Source organism: Methylobacterium thuringiense (assembly GCF_022179645.1).
Classification (GTDB): Bacteria; Pseudomonadota; Alphaproteobacteria; order Rhizobiales; family Beijerinckiaceae; genus Methylobacterium; species Methylobacterium thuringiense.
In genome coordinates this window covers 52,004-73,509 of record NZ_BPRA01000001.1, presented here as the reverse complement: position 1 = coordinate 73,509, position 21,506 = coordinate 52,004, and the positions used below count along the sequence as shown (strand labels likewise).

Annotated in this window: 17 protein-coding genes; 12 read left to right on the top strand and 5 right to left on the bottom strand. The window is 69.0% G+C overall.

Features of this window, described 5'->3' with window-relative positions:
- The first annotated feature begins 240 nt into the window (after window positions 1-240).
- The 7 genes from MFF07_RS00345 (at window position 241) to MFF07_RS00315 (ending at window position 9,643) form a co-directional block, all read left to right on the top strand.
- A complete protein-coding gene (locus tag MFF07_RS00345; RefSeq protein WP_238230312.1) occupies window positions 241-3,039 on the top strand; it encodes an aq_1923 C-terminal domain in 2,799 nt (932 codons plus the stop codon).
- Between the two features lie 103 nt (window positions 3,040-3,142).
- On the top strand, window positions 3,143-3,625 hold the full coding sequence (locus MFF07_RS00340) for a hypothetical protein (RefSeq protein ID WP_147817322.1): 483 nt from the start codon (window positions 3,143-3,145) through the stop codon (window positions 3,623-3,625).
- 211 nt (window positions 3,626-3,836) lie between these two features.
- Window positions 3,837-4,775, top strand: coding sequence for a pirin family protein (locus tag MFF07_RS00335; protein WP_238230311.1), 939 nt, complete (start codon window positions 3,837-3,839; stop codon window positions 4,773-4,775).
- A gap of 63 nt (window positions 4,776-4,838) precedes the next feature.
- Window positions 4,839-6,602 carry a monovalent cation:proton antiporter-2 (CPA2) family protein gene (locus tag MFF07_RS00330; protein WP_147817358.1) on the top strand — a complete coding sequence of 588 codons (1,764 nt, stop codon included), beginning with the start codon at window positions 4,839-4,841 and terminating at the stop codon, window positions 6,600-6,602.
- A gap of 400 nt (window positions 6,603-7,002) precedes the next feature.
- On the top strand, window positions 7,003-7,740 hold the full coding sequence (locus tag MFF07_RS00325; protein WP_147817324.1) for an NUDIX hydrolase: 738 nt from the start codon (window positions 7,003-7,005) through the stop codon (window positions 7,738-7,740).
- Window positions 7,741-7,756: 16 nt separating this feature from the next.
- A complete protein-coding gene (locus MFF07_RS00320) occupies window positions 7,757-8,740 on the top strand; it encodes an SPFH domain-containing protein (RefSeq protein ID WP_147817325.1) in 984 nt (327 codons plus the stop codon).
- 9 nt (window positions 8,741-8,749) lie between these two features.
- Window positions 8,750-9,643: an NAD(+)/NADH kinase gene (locus MFF07_RS00315; RefSeq protein WP_147817326.1), complete on the top strand. Its 894-nt coding sequence runs from the start codon at window positions 8,750-8,752 to the stop codon at window positions 9,641-9,643.
- Between the two features lie 276 nt (window positions 9,644-9,919).
- Here the strand turns inward: MFF07_RS00315 and MFF07_RS00310 are convergent, their stop codons facing one another.
- Together MFF07_RS00310 and MFF07_RS00305 are read right to left on the bottom strand one after the other, a co-directional pair.
- Complete coding sequence (locus MFF07_RS00310; RefSeq protein WP_147817327.1) at window positions 9,920-11,836, bottom strand: propionyl-CoA synthetase; 1,917 nt, start codon at window positions 11,834-11,836, stop codon at window positions 9,920-9,922.
- A gap of 168 nt (window positions 11,837-12,004) precedes the next feature.
- Entirely contained in the window at window positions 12,005-12,187 is a 183-nt protein-coding gene (locus MFF07_RS00305) for a YdcH family protein (protein ID WP_147817328.1), read from the bottom strand.
- Window positions 12,188-12,461: 274 nt separating this feature from the next.
- On the opposite strand from MFF07_RS00305, the gene MFF07_RS00300 reads away from it, so the two are divergent.
- The gene (locus MFF07_RS00300) at window positions 12,462-12,680 is read left to right on the top strand and encodes a YdcH family protein (protein ID WP_238230522.1); all 219 of its coding nucleotides are present in this window, start codon (window positions 12,462-12,464) and stop codon (window positions 12,678-12,680) included.
- Window positions 12,681-12,744: 64 nt separating this feature from the next.
- Here the strand turns inward: MFF07_RS00300 and MFF07_RS00295 are convergent, their stop codons facing one another.
- Window positions 12,745-12,921, bottom strand: coding sequence for a DUF3606 domain-containing protein (locus tag MFF07_RS00295; protein WP_147817329.1), 177 nt, complete (start codon window positions 12,919-12,921; stop codon window positions 12,745-12,747).
- A 234-nt stretch (window positions 12,922-13,155) separates the two neighbouring features.
- Between MFF07_RS00295 and purE the strand changes: the two genes are divergently transcribed.
- The 3 genes from purE to MFF07_RS00280 all read left to right on the top strand — a co-directional run bounded on the left by purE (window position 13,156) and on the right by MFF07_RS00280 (window position 15,902).
- On the top strand, window positions 13,156-13,653 hold the full coding sequence (gene purE, locus MFF07_RS00290; RefSeq protein WP_238230309.1) for a 5-(carboxyamino)imidazole ribonucleotide mutase: 498 nt from the start codon (window positions 13,156-13,158) through the stop codon (window positions 13,651-13,653).
- Between the two features lie 14 nt (window positions 13,654-13,667).
- Window positions 13,668-14,786 carry a 5-(carboxyamino)imidazole ribonucleotide synthase gene (locus MFF07_RS00285; RefSeq protein WP_147817331.1) on the top strand — a complete coding sequence of 373 codons (1,119 nt, stop codon included), beginning with the start codon at window positions 13,668-13,670 and terminating at the stop codon, window positions 14,784-14,786.
- A 255-nt stretch (window positions 14,787-15,041) separates the two neighbouring features.
- Window positions 15,042-15,902: a tetratricopeptide repeat protein gene (locus MFF07_RS00280; RefSeq protein ID WP_147817332.1), complete on the top strand. Its 861-nt coding sequence runs from the start codon at window positions 15,042-15,044 to the stop codon at window positions 15,900-15,902.
- A 66-nt stretch (window positions 15,903-15,968) separates the two neighbouring features.
- Here MFF07_RS00280 and glpX read toward each other — a convergent pair whose 3' ends face one another.
- Both glpX and MFF07_RS00270 read right to left on the bottom strand, forming a co-directional pair.
- Window positions 15,969-16,964, bottom strand: a complete 996-nt coding sequence (gene glpX, locus MFF07_RS00275; protein WP_147817333.1) for a class II fructose-bisphosphatase — start codon at window positions 16,962-16,964, stop codon at window positions 15,969-15,971.
- A gap of 53 nt (window positions 16,965-17,017) precedes the next feature.
- Complete coding sequence (locus MFF07_RS00270; RefSeq protein WP_147817360.1) at window positions 17,018-18,388, bottom strand: homoserine dehydrogenase; 1,371 nt, start codon at window positions 18,386-18,388, stop codon at window positions 17,018-17,020.
- A 306-nt stretch (window positions 18,389-18,694) separates the two neighbouring features.
- Between MFF07_RS00270 and MFF07_RS00265 the strand changes: the two genes are divergently transcribed.
- On the top strand, window positions 18,695-21,325 hold the full coding sequence (locus MFF07_RS00265; RefSeq protein WP_147817334.1) for an FtsK/SpoIIIE family DNA translocase: 2,631 nt from the start codon (window positions 18,695-18,697) through the stop codon (window positions 21,323-21,325).
- The last annotated feature ends 181 nt before the right edge of the window (window positions 21,326-21,506 follow it).

Sequence of the window (21,506 nt, the reverse complement as noted above, 5' to 3'; positions counted from 1 at the left end):
GGGCCGCGGCTTCTTCCGGGTGGCATCCCGTCGTCGACGGTCCCGTGACGAAATTTGGGACGTACGGACAAATCTCCGGCCGGGCGGTCCGGCCGCGCCCGTGCATAAGTATCGCGCGCCAATTGTCCCGCTTCGCGAGTCGGTGACAGATGGCTGCCGGGGCGTTCGCGATCGCTTCGCGCCACGGGTTGGATCTGCCAGCAGCCGCCTCGGGCGGTCTCCCTAGGAAGAGTGTCGACGGTGCTGAAGATCGCTTCCCTTCTTCTGGGGTTCTTCCTCGTGCTCCAGCCGGCCTTCGCGCAGGCGCAGGGCCTGACGCTGAACCGGATCAAGTCGATGCTGGTGGAGGCGGGCTTCAAGGACGCCCGCGTCGAGGACAGCCTCGTCCTCGTCGACGGGCTCGGCCGCTTCGACAGCCAAGCCGCGATCGGGCTGGCCGACGACAAGTCGACCTTCATGATCTCGACCAACTGGGACATCCCGGCCGAGAAACAGAAGGCCATTCCGGCCCTCAAGATGCTGGCGGCCAACAGCTACGGCTACTTCGTGTTCGCGATGGTGGACGACGAAGGCGAGCTGTCGCTGAACATCGAGGCGACCTACGACAGTTCGCTGATCTCCAAGACGATGCTGCGCAAGGCCCTCGAACAGTTCGTCGAAACCGTCGACGGCAACGAGGAGATCTGGAACGTCGACAAGTGGGTCGCGGAGAGCACGGGCGCCAAGTCCGAGCCGACGAAGCCTCTGCCTGCGAAGCCCGCGCCTCCGGTGGCCTCGGCCCCTCCCCCGTCGGCCCCGGTGGCCCAGGCCGCGCGGCCCCTCGCCCTGCCGCGACTGCTGTTCGTGTCGCGCAAGGCCAAGGATTTCGGCGACGTCGCGGCGCGGTCCTCCAACGCCTTTCCGCAGGGCGACACGCTGCTGGTCTATATCGAGGCGGCCGGCCTGACCGTCGCCCCGGGCGAGGCCGGCAAGAGCCGCGTCGGCGTCGGCCTCGATTACGAGGTCCGGACCTGGGCGCGCCAGAGCGTCTACCCCCGCAAGACCGAGCTCGACGAGGCCGTCTCCTTCCAGGGGGCCGAGCCGCCGCCGGTCTACGTGACGAGCGCCATGACGTTCCGCGATCTGGCGCCGGGCTCCTACGTGCTGACCTTCTTCCTCCGGGACACCCTCGGTGGCCGGGTGGCGCAGGGCGATCTGCCGTTCACGGTGGTGCCGGGTGCTGCGCCTAGGGCCGAGACGCCCGCCGCGGCAGCGCCCGCCGCCCCGTCGCCCGTTGCGCCGCCGCAGGCGGCGGCGACCCCGCCCGCCGCGCCGAAGCCACCGGCCCGTCCCGCCCTGCCGCCCGCCAAGCCGGTCATCACCGCGCTCGGCGGCGACGGCCTGCTCGCCACCGGCCTGCGCGCTGGAATCGGCGACAAGATCTACGCGGTTTCGCGCATCGAGGTGCGTGGAACCATGATGACGGCCGACGACCTCGGCCGCCTGCTCGACCCCGCGGCGGCCGGGAGCAGCTGGGAGCGGCTCCAGACGATCACGGCCCGCGAGATCGCCACCCCGGAAATCCGGATCGAGACCGCGGCCGACCTTGGAGCCGGCGTGACCGTGCTGCGCGACGTGCGGATCACCGATGTGACGCAGGGCCGGATCGGATCCCTGACCGTCGGCGGCGGAGAGTTTCCGCAGGGCGCCGACGCCGTCGGCGGTGGCGGCTTCACCCGCCTCGAATCCGCCGGCCTCGACCTGCCGCTGCTGGCCTCCCTGTCGAAGCCCGCGCCGAAGGAGGCAACCACTGAAGCGAAGCCGGCCTATCGCAGCTTCGCGATCGAGGGCCTCACCTTCCCGACGGATCAGGCCGGCGACGTCTTCCGCATCGCCCGGATCGCCAGCCGCGACGTGCGGGTCCGTCCGCTCTCCGACGGCTGGGCGGCCGCGTTCGAGCGGGCGCAGCCGGCCGGCGACGACAAGGCGCCGCCGCAGGCGCGCATCGCAGCCCTGGCGCCCCTGGCCGACCTGCTCGATTCCTTCGAGCCCGGCAGTCTCGACGTAACCGGCTTCGAGATGCTGAACGGACCGCCCAAGTCGATCATAGTCCGCATGGCCCGGTTCGGCTTCAGCGCGGAGCGCGAAGGCCAGGGCGAGATCCGGGCCGACGGATTGGCGGTCGGCAGCCCGGACGGCCAAATGCGACTCGCCTCGTTCGCGGTCGAAGGCATCTCGCTGCGCTCCGCCATCGCCGGCATGCGGACCCTCGCGGCCTCGGGCGCGACCCAGTTCGGCCCGGCGGATGCCCGCCGTCTCGTCCCGCAGATCCGGACGGTCCGGCTCGGCGGCGCCGACGTGGACCTCGCCGAGAGCAAGTCCGGCCCGGTGCGCGTCTCGATCGGCGCGGTCGAGCTCGAGACGACCAACCCGGTCGAAGGGGTGCCCTCGAACCTCCGCTTCGCGATCAACAACTTCGTCATGCCGATCAATGCGGCGCAGGCGCTCGACGGGACCGGCCAGGTCGGAGCCCTCGGCTATTCGAGCATCGGGCTCACCGCCCGGCTCGATCTCGGCTGGAACGAGGCGTCGCGGCAGCTCGTGGTGAAGGAGCTGTCCGTCGACGGGGCCGGCATGGGCACCGTCGCCGTCCGCGGCGTCGTCGCCAACGTGCCGAAGGACGTGTTCAGCCCCAACCCGTCGCTCGCCACCGTGGCGGCGCTCGGCGCGGCCGTCGAATCTGTCGACATCGACATCGAGGACCGCGGCCTGCTGGAGCGGAGCCTCGCCGCCAAGGCCGCCGAGGGCGGCGGGACCGTCAGCTCCGCCCGGACGGAGGTCGCGGCCGTGGCCACGCTCGGGGTGCCGGCCATCCTCGGCGATTCGGCGGAAGCGAAGGCCCTCGGCCAGGCGCTGGGCCGCTTCGTCGCCGCGTCCGGCCGGCTGCACATCGGCATCAAGGCGAAGCAGTCGCCGGGCCTCGGCCTCGCCGACGTCCAGACCCTGTCGAACCCGGCTGCGTTCTTCGACAAGGTGCAGGTGGTCGCGGAGCCGCGCTGAGCGTCTCTCACGACAGGCCCGCCGGACCCCCGAGGCCGGCGGGACAAGCTCCTATCAACGGGCGCGCTCGTGAGGCACCCGACGACACAGAGGTCCTGAGCCCGTGGCAAAACTTGCAAACATCGTGCTGGCGCTGGGCATCCTCGCCGCCCCGGCTCCCGTGGCCGCCGAGACCCTGACGCTGAACCGCGTCAAGGCCCTGCTCGGCGAGATGGGCTTCAAGCCGACGCGACCCCGGGACGGGGTCCTGACGCTCGAGGGCCAGGGCACGCACAAAGCCGATCTGAACTTCACGCTGGCGAAGGACGACACGGCCCTGACGATCTACAAGTCCTGGGCGATTCCCGGCGACAAGCAGACCCTCGTCCCGGGCGTCGCCATGCTGAAGGCCAACAACGGCTACCCGTTCGCCTTCGCGATCTACGGCGAGCCGGGACAGCTCGCCTTCGACCTCGAAAAGACCGTCGACGGCGGCCTCGTCTCGAAGACCATGCTGCGCAAGTCGATCGACCAGATCATCGAGATGATCGACAGCAACGAAGAGATCTGGAACACCGACAACTGGCCGATCAAAGCCAAGCCATAAACCACGGATCGTTCCGGCCGCAGAGCCCGGGTCCTGGCGCGGACGCGGCGGCATAGTGAGGACCGCCGCCGCACGATGCCGCCGGGCGCCTGATCGAATTTGGAAACGATGCGTTTCGATCGTTTCTCTATCGAGCCTCCCTCCCCGTCATGCACAATACCGCATCGCTGCCGAGCCGTTCGGGCCGGGCAGCGCATGAGGAGTTTTGGCGATGAGCTGGCATAGCGCAGAGGATCCGATTCCGGGCGATCGCTTCAGTTGCGACGCCATCCAGACGTTGATTGTGCCGCGCTCACGCGACCTCGGCTCCTTTGCCGTGCGGCGAGCGCTTCCATCGACCGAGTGCCGGATGGTCGGCCCGTTCGTGTTCTTCGATCAGATGGGGCGGTCCGAATTCCTGCTCGGGCAGGGCATGGACGTGCGTCCCCACCCCCATATCGGTCTCTCGACGGTCACGTACCTCTTCGAGGGCGAGATCATGCACCGGGACAGCCTCGGCACCGAACTGCCGATTCGCCCGGGCGAGCTGAACTGGATGACCGCGGGGCGCGGCATCACCCATTCCGAGCGCACGGGCGCAGGCATGCGGCAGACCGGCTCCAAGCTCTTCGGCATCCAGAGCTGGGTCGCCCTCTCCGCGAAGGACGAGGAGACCGCCCCCGCCTTCGAGCATTACGACGCGTCCGCGCTGCCGGTCCTGACCGGCGAGGGCAAGACCGTGCGCCTGATCGCGGGCGAGGCGTTCGGCGCCCGTTCGCCGGTGCGCACGTCGAGCCCGATGGTCTACGCCGACGTCGTCCTCGAAGCCGGCGCGGTCCTGCCCCTCGACCCGACCTACGACGAGCGCGCGATCTACACGGTCTCGGGCGCGATCGAGATCGCCGGCGACGGCTTCGGACCGGGGCAGCTCTTGGTGTTCCGGCCCGGCGACCCCATCAGCATCCGCGCGACGCAGGCTGCCCGCTTCATGGTGCTGGGCGGAGAGCCGATGGACGGTCCGCGCCATCTCTGGTGGAACTTCGTCTCCTCGCGCCCGGAGCGCATCGAGCAGGCGAAGGAGGACTGGCGCCGGGCCCGCTTCGACACCGTCCCGGGTGATTCCGAGTTCATCCCCCTGCCGGACCCGGCCCCGCCCGTCCGCTATCCCTGATAGAGATCGGCTGAGGCTCGAATACCGCGCCCAGGGTCCCGTCATCGAGAAAGCATGAAGCCCATGGCTGTCGAAGCGACCGGCGCTGCGAGCGACCTCGTCCAGGTCGTCGCCCTCCTCGCGGCGGGCGTCGTCGCGGTGCCGCTCTTCAAGCGGATCGGTCTCGGCTCGGTCCTCGGCTATCTCGTGGCCGGGCTGGCCATCGGTCCCTTCGGTCTCGGCCTGTTCTCGGACGCGCATGCGATCCTCCACGTCGCCGAACTCGGCGTCGTGATGTTCCTGTTCATCATCGGGCTGGAGATGGAGCCGTCCCGGCTCTGGGGGATGCGGCGCGAGATCTTCGGCCTGGGTCTCGTGCAGGTCGGCATCTGCATCGCGGCGCTCACCCTCGTCGGCATCGCCATGGGCTTCGCGCCGGCCGTGGCGTTCGTGGCCGGCACCGGCTTCGTGCTGACCTCGACCGCCATCGTCATGCAGCTGCTCGAAGAGCGCGGCTCGCTCTCGAAGCCGAAGGGCCGGCGGATCGTGGCGATCCTGCTGCTAGAAGATCTCGCGATCGTGCCCCTCCTCGCGGCCGTCACCCTGCTGGCCCCCGGCGGCGGGGAATCGGGCGCTGCGGAACGCGCCGTCGCCATCGGGATCGCCCTCGGCTCCGTCCTGGCGCTGGTCGCGGCGGGGCGCTGGCTGCTCAACCCGATGTTCCGGCTGCTGGCCGCGTCGAAGGCCCGGGAGGTGATGACCGCCGCTGCCCTGCTGGTCGTGCTCGGCGCGGCCCTCGCCATGCAGCTCGGCGGCCTGTCGATGGCGATGGGCGCATTCCTCGCGGGCGTACTGCTCTCGGAATCGAGTTTTCGCCATCAGCTGGAAGCGGATGTCGAGCCGTTCCGCGGCATCCTGCTCGGCTTGTTCTTCCTCGGCGTCGGCATGTCCCTCGACCTCACCGTGATCGGCGCGAACTGGCGCCTGATCCTGGGAAGCGTCGCGGCCTACATGGTGGTGAAGAGCCTCGTCATCTACGCGGTGGCCCGTGCGCTGCGGGCCTCCCATTCCGAGGCCGTGGAGAGGGCGGCCCTGATGGCGCAGGGCGGCGAGTTCGCCTTCGTGCTCTACGCGGCGGCGACGGGCGCCGGCATCATCGACGGTCCGACCAACGCGATCCTGACGGCGACCGTCATCCTGTCGATGGCCCTCACGCCCCTCATGGTGATCGCCTTCGACCGCCTCGGGCCGAAGCCCGCCGTCTCGATGGACGGCGTCGAGATCCCGGAAAACCTCGTCGGCAGCGCCCTGATCGTCGGCTTCGGGCGCTTCGGCCAGATCGTCAGCCAGCCGCTGATCTCGCGCGGATGCTCCGTCTCGATCATCGACACCAATTCCGGCTACATCCGCGTCGCGGAGGAATTCGGCTTCAAGGTCTATTACGGCGACGGCACCCGGCTCGACATCCTGCGTGCGGCCGGGGCCGCGACGGCGCGCGCGATCCTCGTCTGCGTCGACGATCGCGAGGCGGCCAAGCGCATCGCCGAACTCGCGAAGGCCGAGTTTCCGCTCGTGCCGGTCCTCGCCCGCGCCCGGGACCGCGAGCACGCCATCGAACTGATTCAGGCCGGCGTCGCATTCCAGCTCAGGGAAACGCTCGAATCCGCCCTCGCCTTCGGCGAGCGGGCGCTGCTGACGATTGGCGATTCCCCCGAGGCCGCCACCGAGGTCATGGCCGAAGTCCGCCGGCACGACGCGGAACGCCTCGACCTCGAAACCGCGGGCGGCATCTATGCGGGACGTGAGCTCATCCGCGGAAACACGGCTTCGGCGCACGAGCTGGGCTGACCGTCGAACTGTAACAGACCCGCTGGGCGCCAAGGCGGTCGCCTTTCCGGCCGCCCGGATCGTCCGGTGACGGTGTGAGCCGGGGCTGACGCTTTCTCCCCGTCATTGCGGGCGCAGCGAAGCAATCCAGGGCCAACTCACCGACGCTTGCGTGTGTGGCCCTGGATTACTTCGCTGCGCGCGCAATGACGAAGTGGATCGATAGTACGGGTCTGACCTCGTACTGGCCGATTGGCACGGCGGTCGTCGCACGCTCGTCGCCGTTGGGCTCGCACACCCGACCTCGGCGCCGAATCCATCACGACGCATCAGGCCGTCGCCCAAGCTCCGGTCCACCCACGCCTTGACATATATCCGTTATGCGCATTAGTTAGGCGCAAGACAGATATAAGGTTTGGCTGTGAGCGAGGCAAAATTCCTCTCCGGTTACGATCCCGACGCCTACGACCGGCCGGCCCTGGCCGTCGATCTGGTGCTCCTCGGCCTGCATGACGGACGGCCGTCCGTCCTCCTGCTGCAACGCGCCGAGCATCCGCATGCCGGCCGCTGGGCGCTCCCCGGCGGCTTCGTCGCCCTCGACGAAACGCTCGATGCGGCGGCCGAACGCGTCCTGCGCGACAAGGCCGGGCTCGCCGGGATTCAGTGCGAACAGCTCTACACCTTCGGCGCGCTCGACCGTGACCCGCGCATGCGCATCGTGTCCGTCGCCTATCTCGCCCTGCTGCCGGAGCGTGCCTTCGGCGAGGCCTTGGACGGCATGCCGAAACTGTCGCGGGCGGTGATCGACGTGCCGTGGACGGGCGAGGCCGGCGGGCCCGTCGCGGTGCTCCCGGCCGACGGCCGGATGCGGGGCGAGCCCCTGGCCCTCGCCTTCGATCATGCCGAGATCCTCGCCCTCGCGATCCTGCGGCTGCGGGGCAAGCTCGACTATTCGGATGTCGGCTTCGCGCTGCTGCCCGAGCACTTCACCCTGCGCCAGCTGCAGGACGTGCACGAGGCCATCCTCGGCACGCCGCTCAACAAGCCGGCCTTCCGCCGCCGGATGCTCGACCGGGGCTGGCTCGCGCCGACGGGCTCTCGCGAGGCCGGGACGTCGTTCCGTCCCGCCGAACTCTATCGTTTCCAGAAGCCAAGTTGATCCAGGGAAAGGTGCCATGGCCACGATTCGCAACATCGGTCTGATCGCCCAGCTCAGGAGCGAGGCGAGCAGCCACATCATCCGCTACCGCAACGGGCGCGTCCGGCAGAGCGGGCGCGGGCTCGTCTTCTGGTTCCGGCCGGAAACTGCGAGCATCAGCGAGCTGCCCATGGACGACCGCGAGATGACGCTGTTCGTGCGCGGCCGCAGCCGCGACTTCCAGGCCGTCGCCGTGCAGGGGACGATCGGCTGGCACGTCGTCGATCCCGAATTGCTGGCGAGCCGCGTCGATTTCTCGATCGGGCTGGCCACCGGCAAGCTGCGGGGCGAGCCGATCGAGCGGATCGAGGCGCGCCTGAACGGCATCGCCGGTCAGGCGGTCCTGCAATATCTCGGCGCGAACCCGGTCGGCGCGCTGCTCGATGCCGGCCCGGAGCCGTTGCGCATCACCCTCGAATCGGTCCTCGCGGCGGCCTCTGCGCTGGCCGAGATCGGCGTCGAGGTGGTCTCGGTGCGGCTCACCAACCTCGCGCCGACGAGTGAGCTGGAACGCGCCCTGCAGACGCCGACCTTCGAAGCGCTTCAGCAGAAGGCCGACGAGGCGACGTTCTCGCGCCGCGCGCTGGCGGTCGAGAAGGAGCGGGCCATCGCCGAGAACGAACTCGCCACCAAGACCGAACTGGCCCGCCGCGAGACGCAGCTGATCGCGCAGGAATCCGAGAACGCCCGCAACCGCGCCGTCGGCGTCGCCGAAGCGCGCGGGTTGGAATCCGCCGCCGAGGCCGAGCGCATCCGCCTCGTCGAGGGTGCCAAGGCCGAGGCCGAGCGGCAGCGCGTGGCCACCTACCGCGACCTGCCGCCGGCCGTGCTGTTCGGGCTCGCCGCGCGGGAACTCGCCGGCAAGCTGGAGACGATCGAGCACGTCAACATCACGCCGGACCTGCTCGCCGCCGCGCTCGGCGAGTTCCGCAAGGTCCCCCCGTCGATCGCGGCACGCTGAGGACATGCGATGGCAGCCGTCACCCCACGCGCCGTCTTCGTGGTGCGCGACACCGACTACGAATTGCTGCTGGCCCGGCACGCGACGCGCGGCCAGGCCAAGTTCTTCCTGGACAGCCGCGAACAGAGCATCGCGGAGGTCGAGGCACGCCACGTCGTGTTCCATACCGTGCTCGGCCGGGCGCGCGCCGCCGTGCCGGCGGATTGGCGACAGACGCTGGCGCGCCGGGCCGACCTCGATCGCTTCCTGTTCGCACCCGAAGACGTCATCGTGGCCGTCGGACAGGACGGGCTCGTCGCCAACGTCGCGAAGTATCTCGGCGCGCAGCCGGTGATCGGCGTCAATCCGGCGCCCGATCTGTACGACGGCGTCCTGGCGCGGGTCGCCGTGGAACGCCTGGGCGCGCTGCTCCCGGCGAGCGTCGCCGGCGCGGCCCGCGTCGAGCGGCGGACCATGGTGCAGGCGGTTCTGGACGGCGGCGAGCGGCTGCTGGCGCTGAACGAGATTTTCGTCGGCCACCGCAGCCACCAATCCGCCCGCTACCGGATCGAGGCCGGAGGCACGGCCGAGGACCAGTCGTCGAGCGGTCTCATCGTCGCCTCCGGGACGGGGGTGACGGGCTGGGCTCGGTCCATCAGCGAAGCGAGCCATCTCAGCCTCGCGATCGGCCCGGAAGAGCCGGCCGTCGGCTACTGGGTGCGTGAACCGTTCCCGAGCGTCGCCACCGCCACCGGCCTGCGCGCCGGCAAGCTCGCCGAGACCGCCCTCGTTGTGACCTCGCGGATGAACGAGGGCGGCGTGGTGTTCGCCGACGGCATCGAACAGGATTTCTTGGCCTTCGGCTGGGGCAGCCGGGTCACGATCGCGCCGGCTCCTCAGACGCTCAACCTCGTGGTCGCGTAGCTCGTCGCCGGGAGTCGAGGGGCCGCGCGTGATTCGCGCCGACATGGTCCGCGCATCCGGTTTCGAGACCCCGCTCCCCGAACACCGCCTTCAACGCCGCCGGCCCGATTGGTTCGGAATCGGCGGGTTCGGCGCCGACCACACCACGCGAGCAGGTAGCCTTGCGCACCGTGCAACCCCACCGCCGCGATGCCGCGCCGGCAGCGACGTCGCCATGATGGCAACGATGAATGCCGACGGCCGCCGTCGTACCGCGAATACCGAGGCAGCATCCGGCTACGCGCCGAGTCCGCGGCTCTTCAGGCTCTCGCCGATCTCGTCGAGGGCCGCCGGATCCTCGATAGTCGGCGGCGTGGTGTAGCTTTGCCCGTCGGCGATGGCCTTCATCGTGGCGCGAAGAATCTTGCCGGATCGCGTCTTCGGCAGACGCTCGACGGTGAGCGCCAGCTTGAAGGCGGCGACGGGTCCGATTTCGTCGCGGACGCGGGCGACGAGCTCTCGCTCGATCTCCGCCGGTTCTTTGAAAACCCCTGATTTCAGGACGACAAAGCCGCAGGGAGCCTCGCCCTTCAGCGCGTCGCGGATGCCGATGACGGCGCATTCGGCGACGTCGGGATGGGCGGCCAGCACCGCCTCCATGCCGCCGGTGGAGAGGCGGTGGCCGGCGACGTTGATGATGTCGTCGGTGCGCCCCAGCACGGTGACGTAGCCGTCCGCGTCCCGGATGCCGGCATCCGAGGTGTCGTAGTAGCCGGCGAAGGTCGCCAGGTAACTCGACCGGAAGCGCGCGTCCGAGCCCCACAAGGTCGGCAGGCAGCCCGGCGGTAGCGGCAACTTCAGGGCGATGGTGCCCATCGTGCCGGCTGGGACGGGCTTCCCGGATTCGTCGAGGATATGAAGGTCGTAGCCCGGCATCGGCATCGCCGTTGAGCCGTATTTCACCGGCAGCTTCTCGATGCCGATCGGGTTGCCGGCGATGGCCCAGCCGGTCTCGGTCTGCCACCAATGGTCGATGACGGGCTTGCCCAAAGCGGTCTCGGCCCAGGCCACGGAATCCGGGTCGGCCCGCTCGCCGGCCAGGAACAGGGCGCGAAATCCGGACAGGTCGTAGTCGGCGATTTTTGCGGCGCGCGGGTCGTCCTTCTTGATCGCGCGAAGCGCCGTCGGGGCCGTAAACAGCGTGCCGACGCCGTGCTCGGCCACCACGCGCCAGAACGCGCCGGCATCGGGCGTGCCCACGGGCTTGCCCTCGTAGAGTACGGTCGTGCAGCCGTGCAGCAGCGGCGCGTAGACGATGTAGGAATGCCCGACGACCCAGCCGATGTCGGAGGCGCAGAAATACACCTCGCCGGGCCTCACCCCGTAGAGGTTCGTCATCGACCAGGTGAGCGCCACGCAGTAGCCGCCGGTATCGCGCACCACGCCCTTCGGCTTCCCGGTCGTGCCCGAGGTGTAGAGGATGTAGAGCGGGTCGGTCGCCGCCATCGCGATCGGATCGGCCGTCCGGCCCTCGGCCTTGGCCGCGGCGACCGTCTCCGCCCAGTCGTGGTCGCGGCCTTCCATCAGGCCGGCAAGTGCTTGCGGGCGCTGTAGAATCAGGCAGGCTTCGGGCTTGTGGCTGGAGCGCGCGATCGCCGCGTCAAGCAGCGGCTTGTAGGCGACGGTTCGCGCCGGCTCGACGCCGCAGGAGGCGGCCAGGATCACCGTCGGCGATGCATCCTCGATGCGCGCGGCGAGCTCGTTCGCCGCGAAACCTCCGAACACCACCGAGTGGATCGCACCGAGCCGGGCGCAGGCCAGCATCCCGAACAGGGCTTCCGGCACCATCGGCATGTAGATCACCACCCGGTCGCCCCGGCCGACGCCGAATCCGGAGAGCACGGCAGCGAGCGTGGCCACTTCGTCCCGCAGTTCGCGATAGCTGATCGTGCGCTTGGTGCCGGTGACGGGGGAGTCGTGGATGATCGCCGCCTGATCGGCGCGACCGCCCTCGACGTGACGGTCGACGGCGTTGTGGCAGGCGTTTAGCCGGGCATCTGGAAACCAACGGCCGTAGATTCCAGCGCCTTCGTCGAAGGCGCGCTCCGGCGCGGTCTCCCATTCGATCGCCTTCGCCGCGTCCAGCCAGAAGCGCTCGGGATCTGCGATCGAAGCTGCGTGCACGGCGGCATAGGCGGGCGCAGCGGCGGTCATGGCGTTCCTCGGCGTCGATCCGCCGGTCGGCGCCGGCTTATGCGGCATCTTCTCACGAAGCCGAGATGGATACCCCAAAAAACAACCGCCGCACCGGTGGTCCGGGGCGGCGGCGAACGCGTCAGGATATCGAGGGATACGGCCGGAAAAACCTTGCCGTTGTACGGATCAGTGGAGAGTGTCTCCGTCATCCCGGAGGCGGTTGATCTCGTCCTTGAGATGGAGCTTCTTGCGCTTGAGTTCGGCGATGCGGAGGTCGTCGCTCGATGGTGACTGCATCGCGTCGTGCAGTTCTCGCTCCAAGGCATCGTGCTTGCGAGCGAGCTGGCTCAAATGCGTGTCCAAGGACATGAGTCGTCTCTCCTGTCATCGTTACCGACTCGGGCATCGTGGCACACGCTGAGCCGGCTGTCGAAGCGATTCCCTTGTCAAGCTCTCGATTTCGTCATCGAATTGCCGCCGGTTTTCCGCAACTATGGCGGAGACTTTCGGGACTGAGCGGTCGCGTCGTCAGGGCGGAGAAACATCGTGGACCGTCGCCCGCGGCAGACCGTGCCGTCTTGCCCGAAGCGAGGCCATGGCGCATGGTTTTCGATAGGGGCCTGAGCGAGATCTGCCGGTGGAAGTGGGAGACAACGACACGGGCGACGCAGCGAGGGACTTCGCGCCCGAGCTGAGCCGCCTCAAGGAGGAGCATCGCGACCTCGACGGCGCGATCGAGGCGTTGAAGGTCGGGATTGCCGGCGATCAGTTGCAGATTCAGCGACTCAAGAAGCGCAAACTCTTCCTGCGGGATCGGATCGCGCATCTCGAAGATCAGATGCACCCGGATATCATCGCCTGACGACTACGAAAAAGGGCGCGCCGTCGCGGCACGCCCTTTGTTTCGCTTAGCCGAGCGGGCCGGCTCATTTCGATAGGTAGGCGCTCACGCTGGAGACGCGGGTGCCGACTATGCGAACCGCCTTGCGCAGTCGCTCGTCCGTCACGCCGAGGAGTTCGGCCCAGCGGGCGCGGCTTGCGTGATCGTAGATGTCGATATGGGCGTTGGCACTGATCTGAGGGGAGGCAGCCGAGGGAGACATGTCGGTTCCGTCGAGGCTCGAGGGACTGGACCGGACGAGGCCCATTTCGCAGACAACGCGGCCTCCCGCTCCGGGCTCCCGCGTCCAAGGCGTGTTTCTGAACGTTTCTCAAGATTCTTTGCCGGAGGCCTACACCGGCGCCGCAGCCTTGCCGGGCGACGGCAGCCCCTGTATTCGGCGCAAGGACCTTGGCGCCCTTCGCCGGTCCGTTTCGAGATACCGGAAGTGACGAGGATGACGGGATCGACCCCGGTCGCGATCATCATGGGAAGCCAGTCGGACTGGGCGACCATGCGGCACGCCGCCGAGACCCTCGATGCGCTCGCGGTCGCCTATGACGCGCGCATCGTCTCGGCACACCGCACGCCCGACCGGCTCGTGTCGTTCGCCAAGGGCGCGCGCGAGGCCGGCTTCAAGGTCGTGATTGCCGGTGCCGGCGGCGCCGCGCACCTGCCCGGCATGACCGCCGCGATGACATCGCTGCCGGTCTTCGGCGTGCCCGTGGAATCGAAGGCGCTCTCGGGCCAGGACAGCCTGCTCTCCATCGTGCAGATGCCGGCCGGCATTCCCGTCGGCACCCTCGCGATCGGGCGGGCCGGCGCGGTCAATGCGGCGCTTCTCGCGGCTGCCGTCTTGGCACTCACCGATGAGGCCCTCGCCGAACGACTCGATGCTTGGCGCGCGCGCCAGACCGATGCCGTCACCGAGCGGCCCGACACGACCGCCAACTAAAAAGACCTGAATTCATGACGACGACTAAAAAGGAGGGGCCGGTTCGGCCCGGCGGCACCATCGGCATTCTCGGCGGCGGCCAGCTCGGCCGCATGATCGCACTCGCCGCGGCGAATTACGGCTTGAAGGTCCACGTCTACGCGCCCGATGCCGACAGCCCGGCTTTCGATGTCGCCGCCGCGAAGACGGTGGCGCCCTACGAGGACGCCGAGGCGCTCGCCACCTTTGCCGACAGCGTCGACGTGGTCACCTACGAGTTCGAGAACATCCCGCACGCGACCGCCGAGATCCTGGCGCGGCACGCCCCGTTGCACCCCAACCCGCGCGCGCTGCTGACGACGCAGGACCGCCTCGCAGAGAAGCGTTTCGTCAACGGCCTCGGCATTCCGACCGCACCGTTCCAAGCCGTGGATACGGCACAAGATCTCGCGGACGCCCTTGGCGCGCTCGGCCGTCCCGCCGTCCTGAAGACCCGACGCTTCGGATACGACGGCAAGGGCCAGCGCATGATCCGCCACGGCGACGATCCGGCGGCGCTGCTGGCGGAATTCGGCGGTGCGCCGTGCATCCTGGAAGGCTTCGTCCCGTTCGAGCGCGAGATCTCCGTCGTCGCCGCACGTGGCCTGGATGGCACCTTCGCCGCCTACGATCCCTGCGCCAACGAGCACGAGGACCACATCCTCGCCCTCACCCGCGTGCCCGCCCCGGGGCTCGCTCCCGAGACCTCCGAAGCGGCGACCGGCATCGCGAAACGGATCGCAGAGGCGCTCGACTATGTCGGGGTGCTTGCCGTCGAACTATTCGAGATCGCCGGGCCTGTCGGCACCGGGCGTCTCGTCGTCAACGAGATCGCGCCGCGCGTCCACAATTCCGGCCATTGGACCATCGAGGGCGCGACGACCTCGCAATTCGCCCAGAGCGTCCGGGCCGTTTGCGGCTGGCCGCTCGGTGACGCCTCGCGCGTCGGCGGCCTCGACGTCGAGATGCGGAACCTCATCGGCGATGCGGTCGACGACTGGCCAAAGATCCTAGCCAAGCCCGGCGCCCACCTGCATCTCTACGGCAAGGGCGACGCCCGACCCGGCCGCAAGATGGGCCACGTCACCCGGCTGATCCGTCGCCGCCATCCGTAGCTCCGGCGCAACAGCCCGGCCTCGTCAGGCCCTTCCGACCGTCTTCGGACGCCCCGATTGGCCCCTGCGCCCGGCTGGGCCACACCTTCGCCACATCGAAAGGCTTCAGCGGCAAAGTCGCGCCGTCTTAAGCGTGCGTTCACCGCATTCGGCGAACGTACCGGACACTCGGACCAGACGTCGAGCGCGCGACGGGATCGTAGACAGGGTCGGCCTCGCGCACCGAGCGCGAACGGGCCGAAGGGGAGCGGGTCGATGACGTCCATGAAGCTGAGGACGCACTACGTCGGATTGGTCGGTGCGGTAGCGCTTTCAGCGGTGTCGCTTGCCGGCTGCGAGACCTACAGCGCCGGCTCGCCGCGCCAGTATGCGGTACTCGAAGCGGCCGACACGACGGGCGCCACGAACGTCAACATCTCCTCGCTCAGCGACGTGATCTCGCGCAATCCGTCCGATGCCGGCGCCTACGTCACCCGCGGCGCGGCCTTCGCCCGCTCGGGCCAGTACAGCGACGCCATCAACGATTTCTCGAAGGCGATCCAGCTCGATCCGAATTCCGGCTCGGCCTACAACAACCGCGCGCTGGCCTACCGCCAGACCGGCCGCAACGACGCAGCGCTGCAGGACTTCTCGAAGGCGATCGCCAACGATCCGAACTTCGCCGCCGCCTATATCGGCCGGGCCAACCTCGAGCGCGCCCAGGGCGACCTCGGCGGTGCCGTCAACGACCTGAACGTCGCGATCCGCCTCGCTCCGGAATCAGCGGAGGCCTATCACGCCCGCGGCCTCGTCCGGCAGAAGCAGGGCCACGACGCCGAGGCCATCGGCGACTTCGCCGCCGCCATCGACCGCAATCCCTTCGTCGCAGCGCCCTATGCCGCCCGCGGCCAGAGCCTCATCGCCACGAACCAGTACGACAAGGCCATCGAGGACTACAACGCGGCCCTCAACGTCAACTCGAAGGACGCCAATTCCTGGGCCTATCGCGGTCTCGCCTACGAGAAGACGAACCGGAAGAAAGAGGCCAAGGAAAGCTACACCCAGGCCGCCCAACTCGACCCGAGCAATCCGATCGCCAAGCAGGGCGTCAGCCGGATGTCGGGCGGGATTTTTTAAAGTCTCCGATCAGGCAGACGAACGAAAAGGGCAGCGGATCATCCGCTGCCCTTTTCGTTGATGCCGTCAGCCGTTTATCAGCTCCGGCCGACGGTGCTCGCAGGCAATGCGGCGCACCGTGCCGGTGTTCGAGCGGTACACCACCGTCTCGGTCTCGATCATTCCAGGCTTGAAGCGCACGCCGGCGAGCAACGCCCCGTCGGTCACGCCTGTCGCCGCGACGATGACGTCGCCGCGCGCCATATCGTGCATGTCGTATTTCCGGTTCGGATCGGTGATGCCCATCTTCGCAGCACGCGCCCGCTTGTCGGCGCTGTCGAGGATCAGCCGCCCTTGCATCTGGCCGCCGATGCAGCAGAGCGCGCTTGCCGCGATCACACCCTCCGGTGCGGCGCCCGAGCCGAGATAGATGTCGACGCCGGTCTCTTCCGGCTTCGTCACGTGGATGATCGCGGCGATGTCGCCGTCCGAGATCAGGCGGATGCCCGCGCCCGTGGCGCGCACGGCCGCGATCAGGTCGATGTGGCGCGGACGGTCGAGAATGATCGCGGTGAGCGCCGAGGGCTCGACGCCCTTGGCCTTGGCCAGCGCCGCGATGTTCTCGGCCGGGCTGCGGTCGAGATCGATCGTACCCGGGGGATAGCCCGGCCCGATGGCAATCTTCTGCATGTAGACGTCGGGCGCGGCGAGCAGCGTGCCCTTTTCGGCGAGCGCCATCACGGCGATCGCGCCGGGCATGTCCTTCGCGCAGAGCGTAGTGCCCTCGAGCGGATCGACGGCGATGTCGACTTCGGGACCCTGGCCGGTGCCGAGTTCCTCGCCGATGTAGAGCATCGGCGCCTCGTCGCGTTCGCCCTCGCCGATCACCACGGTGCCAACGATGGGCAGTGCCATCAATTCCTCGCGCATGGCGTCGACGGCGGCCTGGTCGGCTTCGCGCTCCTTGCCCTGGCCGCGCAACTGCGCCGCAGCGATGGCGGCGCGCTCGGTCACGCGCACGAGTTCCAGCGTCAGGCCCCGCGCGGAGCGGTCGCTGAAGATCCCGGTATCGGCCAAGGGCATCGTGGTTTCGTCCCCGTCATTTCTATCGGGCCGCCGCGTCCGCGGTCCGGCCCTTATTCGCGCTCGATCCGGATCAGCTGCGGCGCCTCCGCCAGCAGCCCGTCCGCGGCGATGGCGTCAAGGGCCGCACGGATGTTGCCCTCGGTCGCCGCGTAGGTGATCAACACCAGCGGCACCGGCTGGCGCGACAGGCCGTGCGGATCGCTGGATGCGGCCTTGGCCGAGCGGCGTTGCACGATGCTCTCGATCGAGATCTCGCGCTCTGCCATCCGGGTGGCGACGCCCGCGGCGACGCCGGTGCGGTCATGCACCGTCAGCCGCACGTAGTAGCCGCCTTCGTGGCGCTGCATCTCCACACGTCGGGACGCGGCGAGTTGCGTCACGGGCTTGCCGAAGGTCGGGCGCACCAGCCCGGCCGCGACGTCCGCGATGTCGGCGACGACGGCCGAGGCCGTGGCGTCGCCGCCGGCGCCCGGGCCGATCAGCGTCAGTTCCTTTATGGCGTCTGCGTCGATCGTGACGGCATTGGTCACGCCCATGACCTGCGCGATGGCGGAGGCCTTCGGCACCATGGTCGGGTGGACGCGCTGCTCGATCCCTGCCTCCGTCGCCTGGGCGACGCCGAGCAGCTTGATGCGATAGCCGAGCTCGTCCGCCATGGTCAGGTCGAGAGGCTGGATCGCGGAGATGCCCTCTACCGAGACGCCCTCCACGTCGATTTCAACGCCGAAGACGAGGCTCGTCAGGATCGCCAGCTTGTGAGCGGTGTCGAAGCCTTCCACGTCGAAGGTCGGATCGGCCTCGGCGTATCCGAGCGCCTGCGCATCCTTGAGACAGGCTTCGAAGGTCAGGCCCTCGGCCTCCATCCGGCTGAGGATGTAATTGCAGGTGCCGTTCATGATCCCGTAGACGCGGCTCACGGCGTTGCCGGCGAGCCCCTCGCGGATCGCCTTGATCACCGGGATGCCGCCAGCCACCGACGCCTCGTAGGCCAGCGTCACGCCGCGCGTCTCGGCCATCTTGGCGAGCGCGTTGCCGTGATGGGCGAGCAGGGCCTTGTTGGCGGTGACGACGTGCTTGCCGGCGGCGAGCGCCGCCTCGACGATCTCCTTGGCCGCGCCCTCGGAACCGCCGACGAGTTCGACCACGCAATCAACCTCGGCGGAACGCGCGAGCGCCACCGGATCATCGAACCAGGTAAACCCGGACAGATCGATGCCGCGGTCGCGCTTGGCATCGCGGGCCGACACGGCGGTGACGCGGATGGTGGCGCCCGTCGCGGCCGACAGCGCCTCGGCGCGCCGCTCGATCATCCGCACGACGGAGGCGCCGACGGTACCGAGCCCGGCAATGCCGAGGCGAAGGGTCCGCGCACCGTCGCGCGAGGATCCGCGCGGCGAAAGGATGCGGTCGAGCAGGCTCATCATCAGGTTCCGAGTCGGGCGGATATCGCACGGTCGAGGGGATCACGCGCTGTAACGCGACCGGGACCGGTATGGAAAGCGGGCGACAGGCTAAGGCGCGTATAGAGCGCCCGACCGCAACGCTCTTGATCGGCTTCGTCACAGGACGTCCGCGGCACCGGCCCGTTTCGTATGATCATCGTCAACACCGATGCCTCGGCGTTTAACGCCTTGAAATCGCAGCGGGCGGGCCGGCGCGAGGCTTAAACGGCCGTTAACTGGGCCGGGCTAGCCTTAGCGAAACGTTTCTCTCTCCGTCGGTCTCGCATGCGCTCGCTCCGCCGTTCCGCATCGCCGTACGACACCTTCGTCGACAGCTTCCGCCCGTTCATGGCGAAGCGTCTGACGGAGTGCGGCGGCTTCATTCTGTTCGCCGGCGCCGTGGCCACGATCGTGGCGCTGGCGACGTGGTCGATCGACGACCCGAGCCTGAACCACGCCACCGAACGGGCCGCCCACAACGTGCTCGGTCGGCCGGGCGCCGTCGTCTCCGATCTCGCCATGCAGCTGCTCGGCCTTGGCGCACTGGCCTTCGCCCTGCCGCCGGTGCTGTGGGGCGTGCGGCTGATGCGGGAGCACGACCTGCCGCGCGGCGGGCTCCGGCTCGCGCTCTGGGTCATCGGATTCCTCGCCGCCAGCGCCGTGGCGAGCGCCCTGCCGCCGACGGCGAGCTGGCCGCTTCCCACGGGGCTCGGTGGCGTCGCCGGCGATGCACTCCTGTCGGTGGCGCGGCTCGTCGTCGGCGCGGTGGCCGGCCCGGCCGCCGCCCTCGTCGGATTTCTCTACGCGGCCGTCGCCATCCTCAGCCTGACCGGAGCCTGCCGCGCTGGAGCCGGGGACGACGAGGCCGAATACGACGAGCCGGTTCACGGCAACGAGCGCGGGCAGCGCCACGATGCCGACGAGCCCAGCCTCGGCATCCTGTCGCTCGGCGCCCTGGCGCAGGGCGTCATGAATGGACGCCGGGCCCTGCGCGCCCGTCTCGCCGGCTGGGCGGCCCGCCAGCAGCCCGACGACTTCGCCTATGCCGGTTCATCGCCCGGAGCGTTGGCGGCCCAGCGCGCCTTCGCCGACGATGCGCCCTGGGCGCCTCAGGCCCAGGAGCGTCTTGCCCGCGGATCGGATACGCGGCGCGAGCCGGTCTTCGAAGATGGCAGCGAAGATGCCGGAGACGACCACGCCGATCATCAGCTTGCGCCCGTCCAGCCGGACGCCGTCGCCCGCCGGACACCAGCGGCCGCGCCGATACCGGACGCCGACGACGTCGAGGCCATGCCGGCCCAGCGTGCCCGCGTGTCCGCCCCGCTGCCGCCCGCCACACCCGCGAGCCAGCGGCCGATGCCGCGCGGCGAGGCGAGCGAGTATCATCATCCCGCCCTCGAACTCCTGACGCAGCCGCGTCCTCCGGCCCCCGGCTCGGAGGTTTCCAGCGACGCCCTGGAGCAGAACGCCACCCTGCTCGAAGCCACGCTCTCGGATTTCGGCGTGCGCGGCGACATCCTGGCCGTTCGCCCCGGTCCGGTGGTGACGCTCTACGAGCTCGAACCGGCCCCCGGCACCAAGTCGAGCCGCGTGATCTCGCTGGCCGACGACATCGCCCGCTCGATGTCGGCAATCTCGGCCCGCGTTGCGGTCGTTCCCGGCCGCAACGCCATCGGCATCGAACTGCCGAACGTGAAGCGCGAGACCGTCTTCCTTCGGGAGCTGCTGGCCTCGAGCGACTTCGTCGAGACCAAGCACCGCCTCGCGCTGTGCCTCGGCAAGAACATCGGCGGCGAGCCGATCATCGCCGACCTCGCCCGCATGCCGCACCTGCTCGTCGCCGGCACCACCGGCTCGGGCAAGTCGGTCGCCATCAACACGATGATCCTGTCGCTGCTCTACCGGCTGAAGCCGGAGGAGTGCCGCTTGATCATGGTGGACCCCAAGATGCTGGAACTCTCCGTCTACGACGGCATCCCGCACCTGCTCTCGCCCGTCGTCACCGATCCCAAGAAGGCGGTGATCGCCCTCAAATGGGCCGTGCGCGAGATGGAGGAGCGCTACAAGAAGATGTCCAAGGTCGGTGTGCGCAACATCGACGGCTTCAACGCCCGCCTCACCGAGGCGCGCGACCGCGGCGAGACCATGACCCGAACCGTGCAGACGGGCTTCGACCGGCAGACCGGCGAGGCCGTCTACGAGGACGAGGTCATGGACCTCAACCCGTTGCCGTACATCGTGATCGTGGTCGACGAGATGGCCGACCTGATGATGGTCGCCGGAAAGGACATCGAAGGTGCGATCCAGCGTCTCGCCCAGATGGCGCGTGCCGCCGGCATCCACCTGATCATGGCGACGCAGCGCCCGTCCGTCGACGTCATCACCGGCACGATCAAGGCGAACTTCCCCACCCGGATGTCCTTCCAGGTGACCAGCAAGATCGATTCGCGCACGATTCTCGGCGAGATGGGCGCCGAGCAGCTGCTCGGTCAGGGCGACATGCTGTTCATGGCCGGCGGCGGCCGCACCACCCGCGTGCACGGCCCGTTCTGCTCGGATTCGGAAGTCGAGAGCGTGGTCGCGCATCTCAAGCGCCAGGGTCGCCCGTCCTACCTCGAAGCCGTCACGGCGGATGAAACCGAGATTCCTGCCGGCGCACCGGGTGCGGCGGAGGATGCCCCCGTGTTCGACGCCGGCCAGTTCGGGGCCGAGGGCGGCGACCTTTACGATCAGGCCGTGGCGGTGGTGCTGCGCGACAAGAAGGCGTCGACCTCCTACATCCAGCGCCGCCTGCAGATCGGCTACAACCGCGCCGCCTCGCTGATGGAGCGCATGGAGACCGAAGGCCTCGTCGGCCAGGCGAACCATGCCGGCAAGCGCGAAATCCTGGCGGAAGCCGAGCCGCAGGACTTCTGAGGGCCGGCCCGAACCGGGCCGCCCCGTCGCGCCATCGAAAGCCCAACCTGTTCGGACCATTTCGCCGCGTCGGCGTGACGGGTTCGGACGATGGCTGCCCCTACCGAGGCAACGCCGGCAAAACCGGCCAAAAGCGCGTTATGGCACCCGCCGTTTCGCGCTCGGGATTGAATACTGGTTT

Coding starts and splice junctions, on each gene's coding strand:
- MFF07_RS00335 (WP_238230311.1), top strand. CDS start 3,837: ATGAGCTGGCATAGCGCAGAGGATCCGATTCCGGGCGATCGCTTCAGT.
- MFF07_RS00330 (WP_147817358.1), top strand. CDS start 4,839: ATGGCTGTCGAAGCGACCGGCGCTGCGAGCGACCTCGTCCAGGTCGTC.
- MFF07_RS00320 (WP_147817325.1), top strand. CDS start 7,757: ATGGCCACGATTCGCAACATCGGTCTGATCGCCCAGCTCAGGAGCGAG.
- MFF07_RS00315 (WP_147817326.1), top strand. CDS start 8,750: ATGGCAGCCGTCACCCCACGCGCCGTCTTCGTGGTGCGCGACACCGAC.
- MFF07_RS00310 (WP_147817327.1), bottom strand. CDS start 11,836: ATGACCGCCGCTGCGCCCGCCTATGCCGCCGTGCACGCAGCTTCGATC.
- MFF07_RS00305 (WP_147817328.1), bottom strand. CDS start 12,187: ATGTCCTTGGACACGCATTTGAGCCAGCTCGCTCGCAAGCACGATGCC.
- MFF07_RS00295 (WP_147817329.1), bottom strand. CDS start 12,921: ATGTCTCCCTCGGCTGCCTCCCCTCAGATCAGTGCCAACGCCCATATC.
- purE (WP_238230309.1), top strand. CDS start 13,156: ATGACGGGATCGACCCCGGTCGCGATCATCATGGGAAGCCAGTCGGAC.
- MFF07_RS00285 (WP_147817331.1), top strand. CDS start 13,668: ATGACGACGACTAAAAAGGAGGGGCCGGTTCGGCCCGGCGGCACCATC.
- MFF07_RS00280 (WP_147817332.1), top strand. CDS start 15,042: ATGACGTCCATGAAGCTGAGGACGCACTACGTCGGATTGGTCGGTGCG.
- glpX (WP_147817333.1), bottom strand. CDS start 16,964: ATGCCCTTGGCCGATACCGGGATCTTCAGCGACCGCTCCGCGCGGGGC.
- MFF07_RS00270 (WP_147817360.1), bottom strand. CDS start 18,388: ATGAGCCTGCTCGACCGCATCCTTTCGCCGCGCGGATCCTCGCGCGAC.
- MFF07_RS00265 (WP_147817334.1), top strand. CDS start 18,695: ATGCGCTCGCTCCGCCGTTCCGCATCGCCGTACGACACCTTCGTCGAC.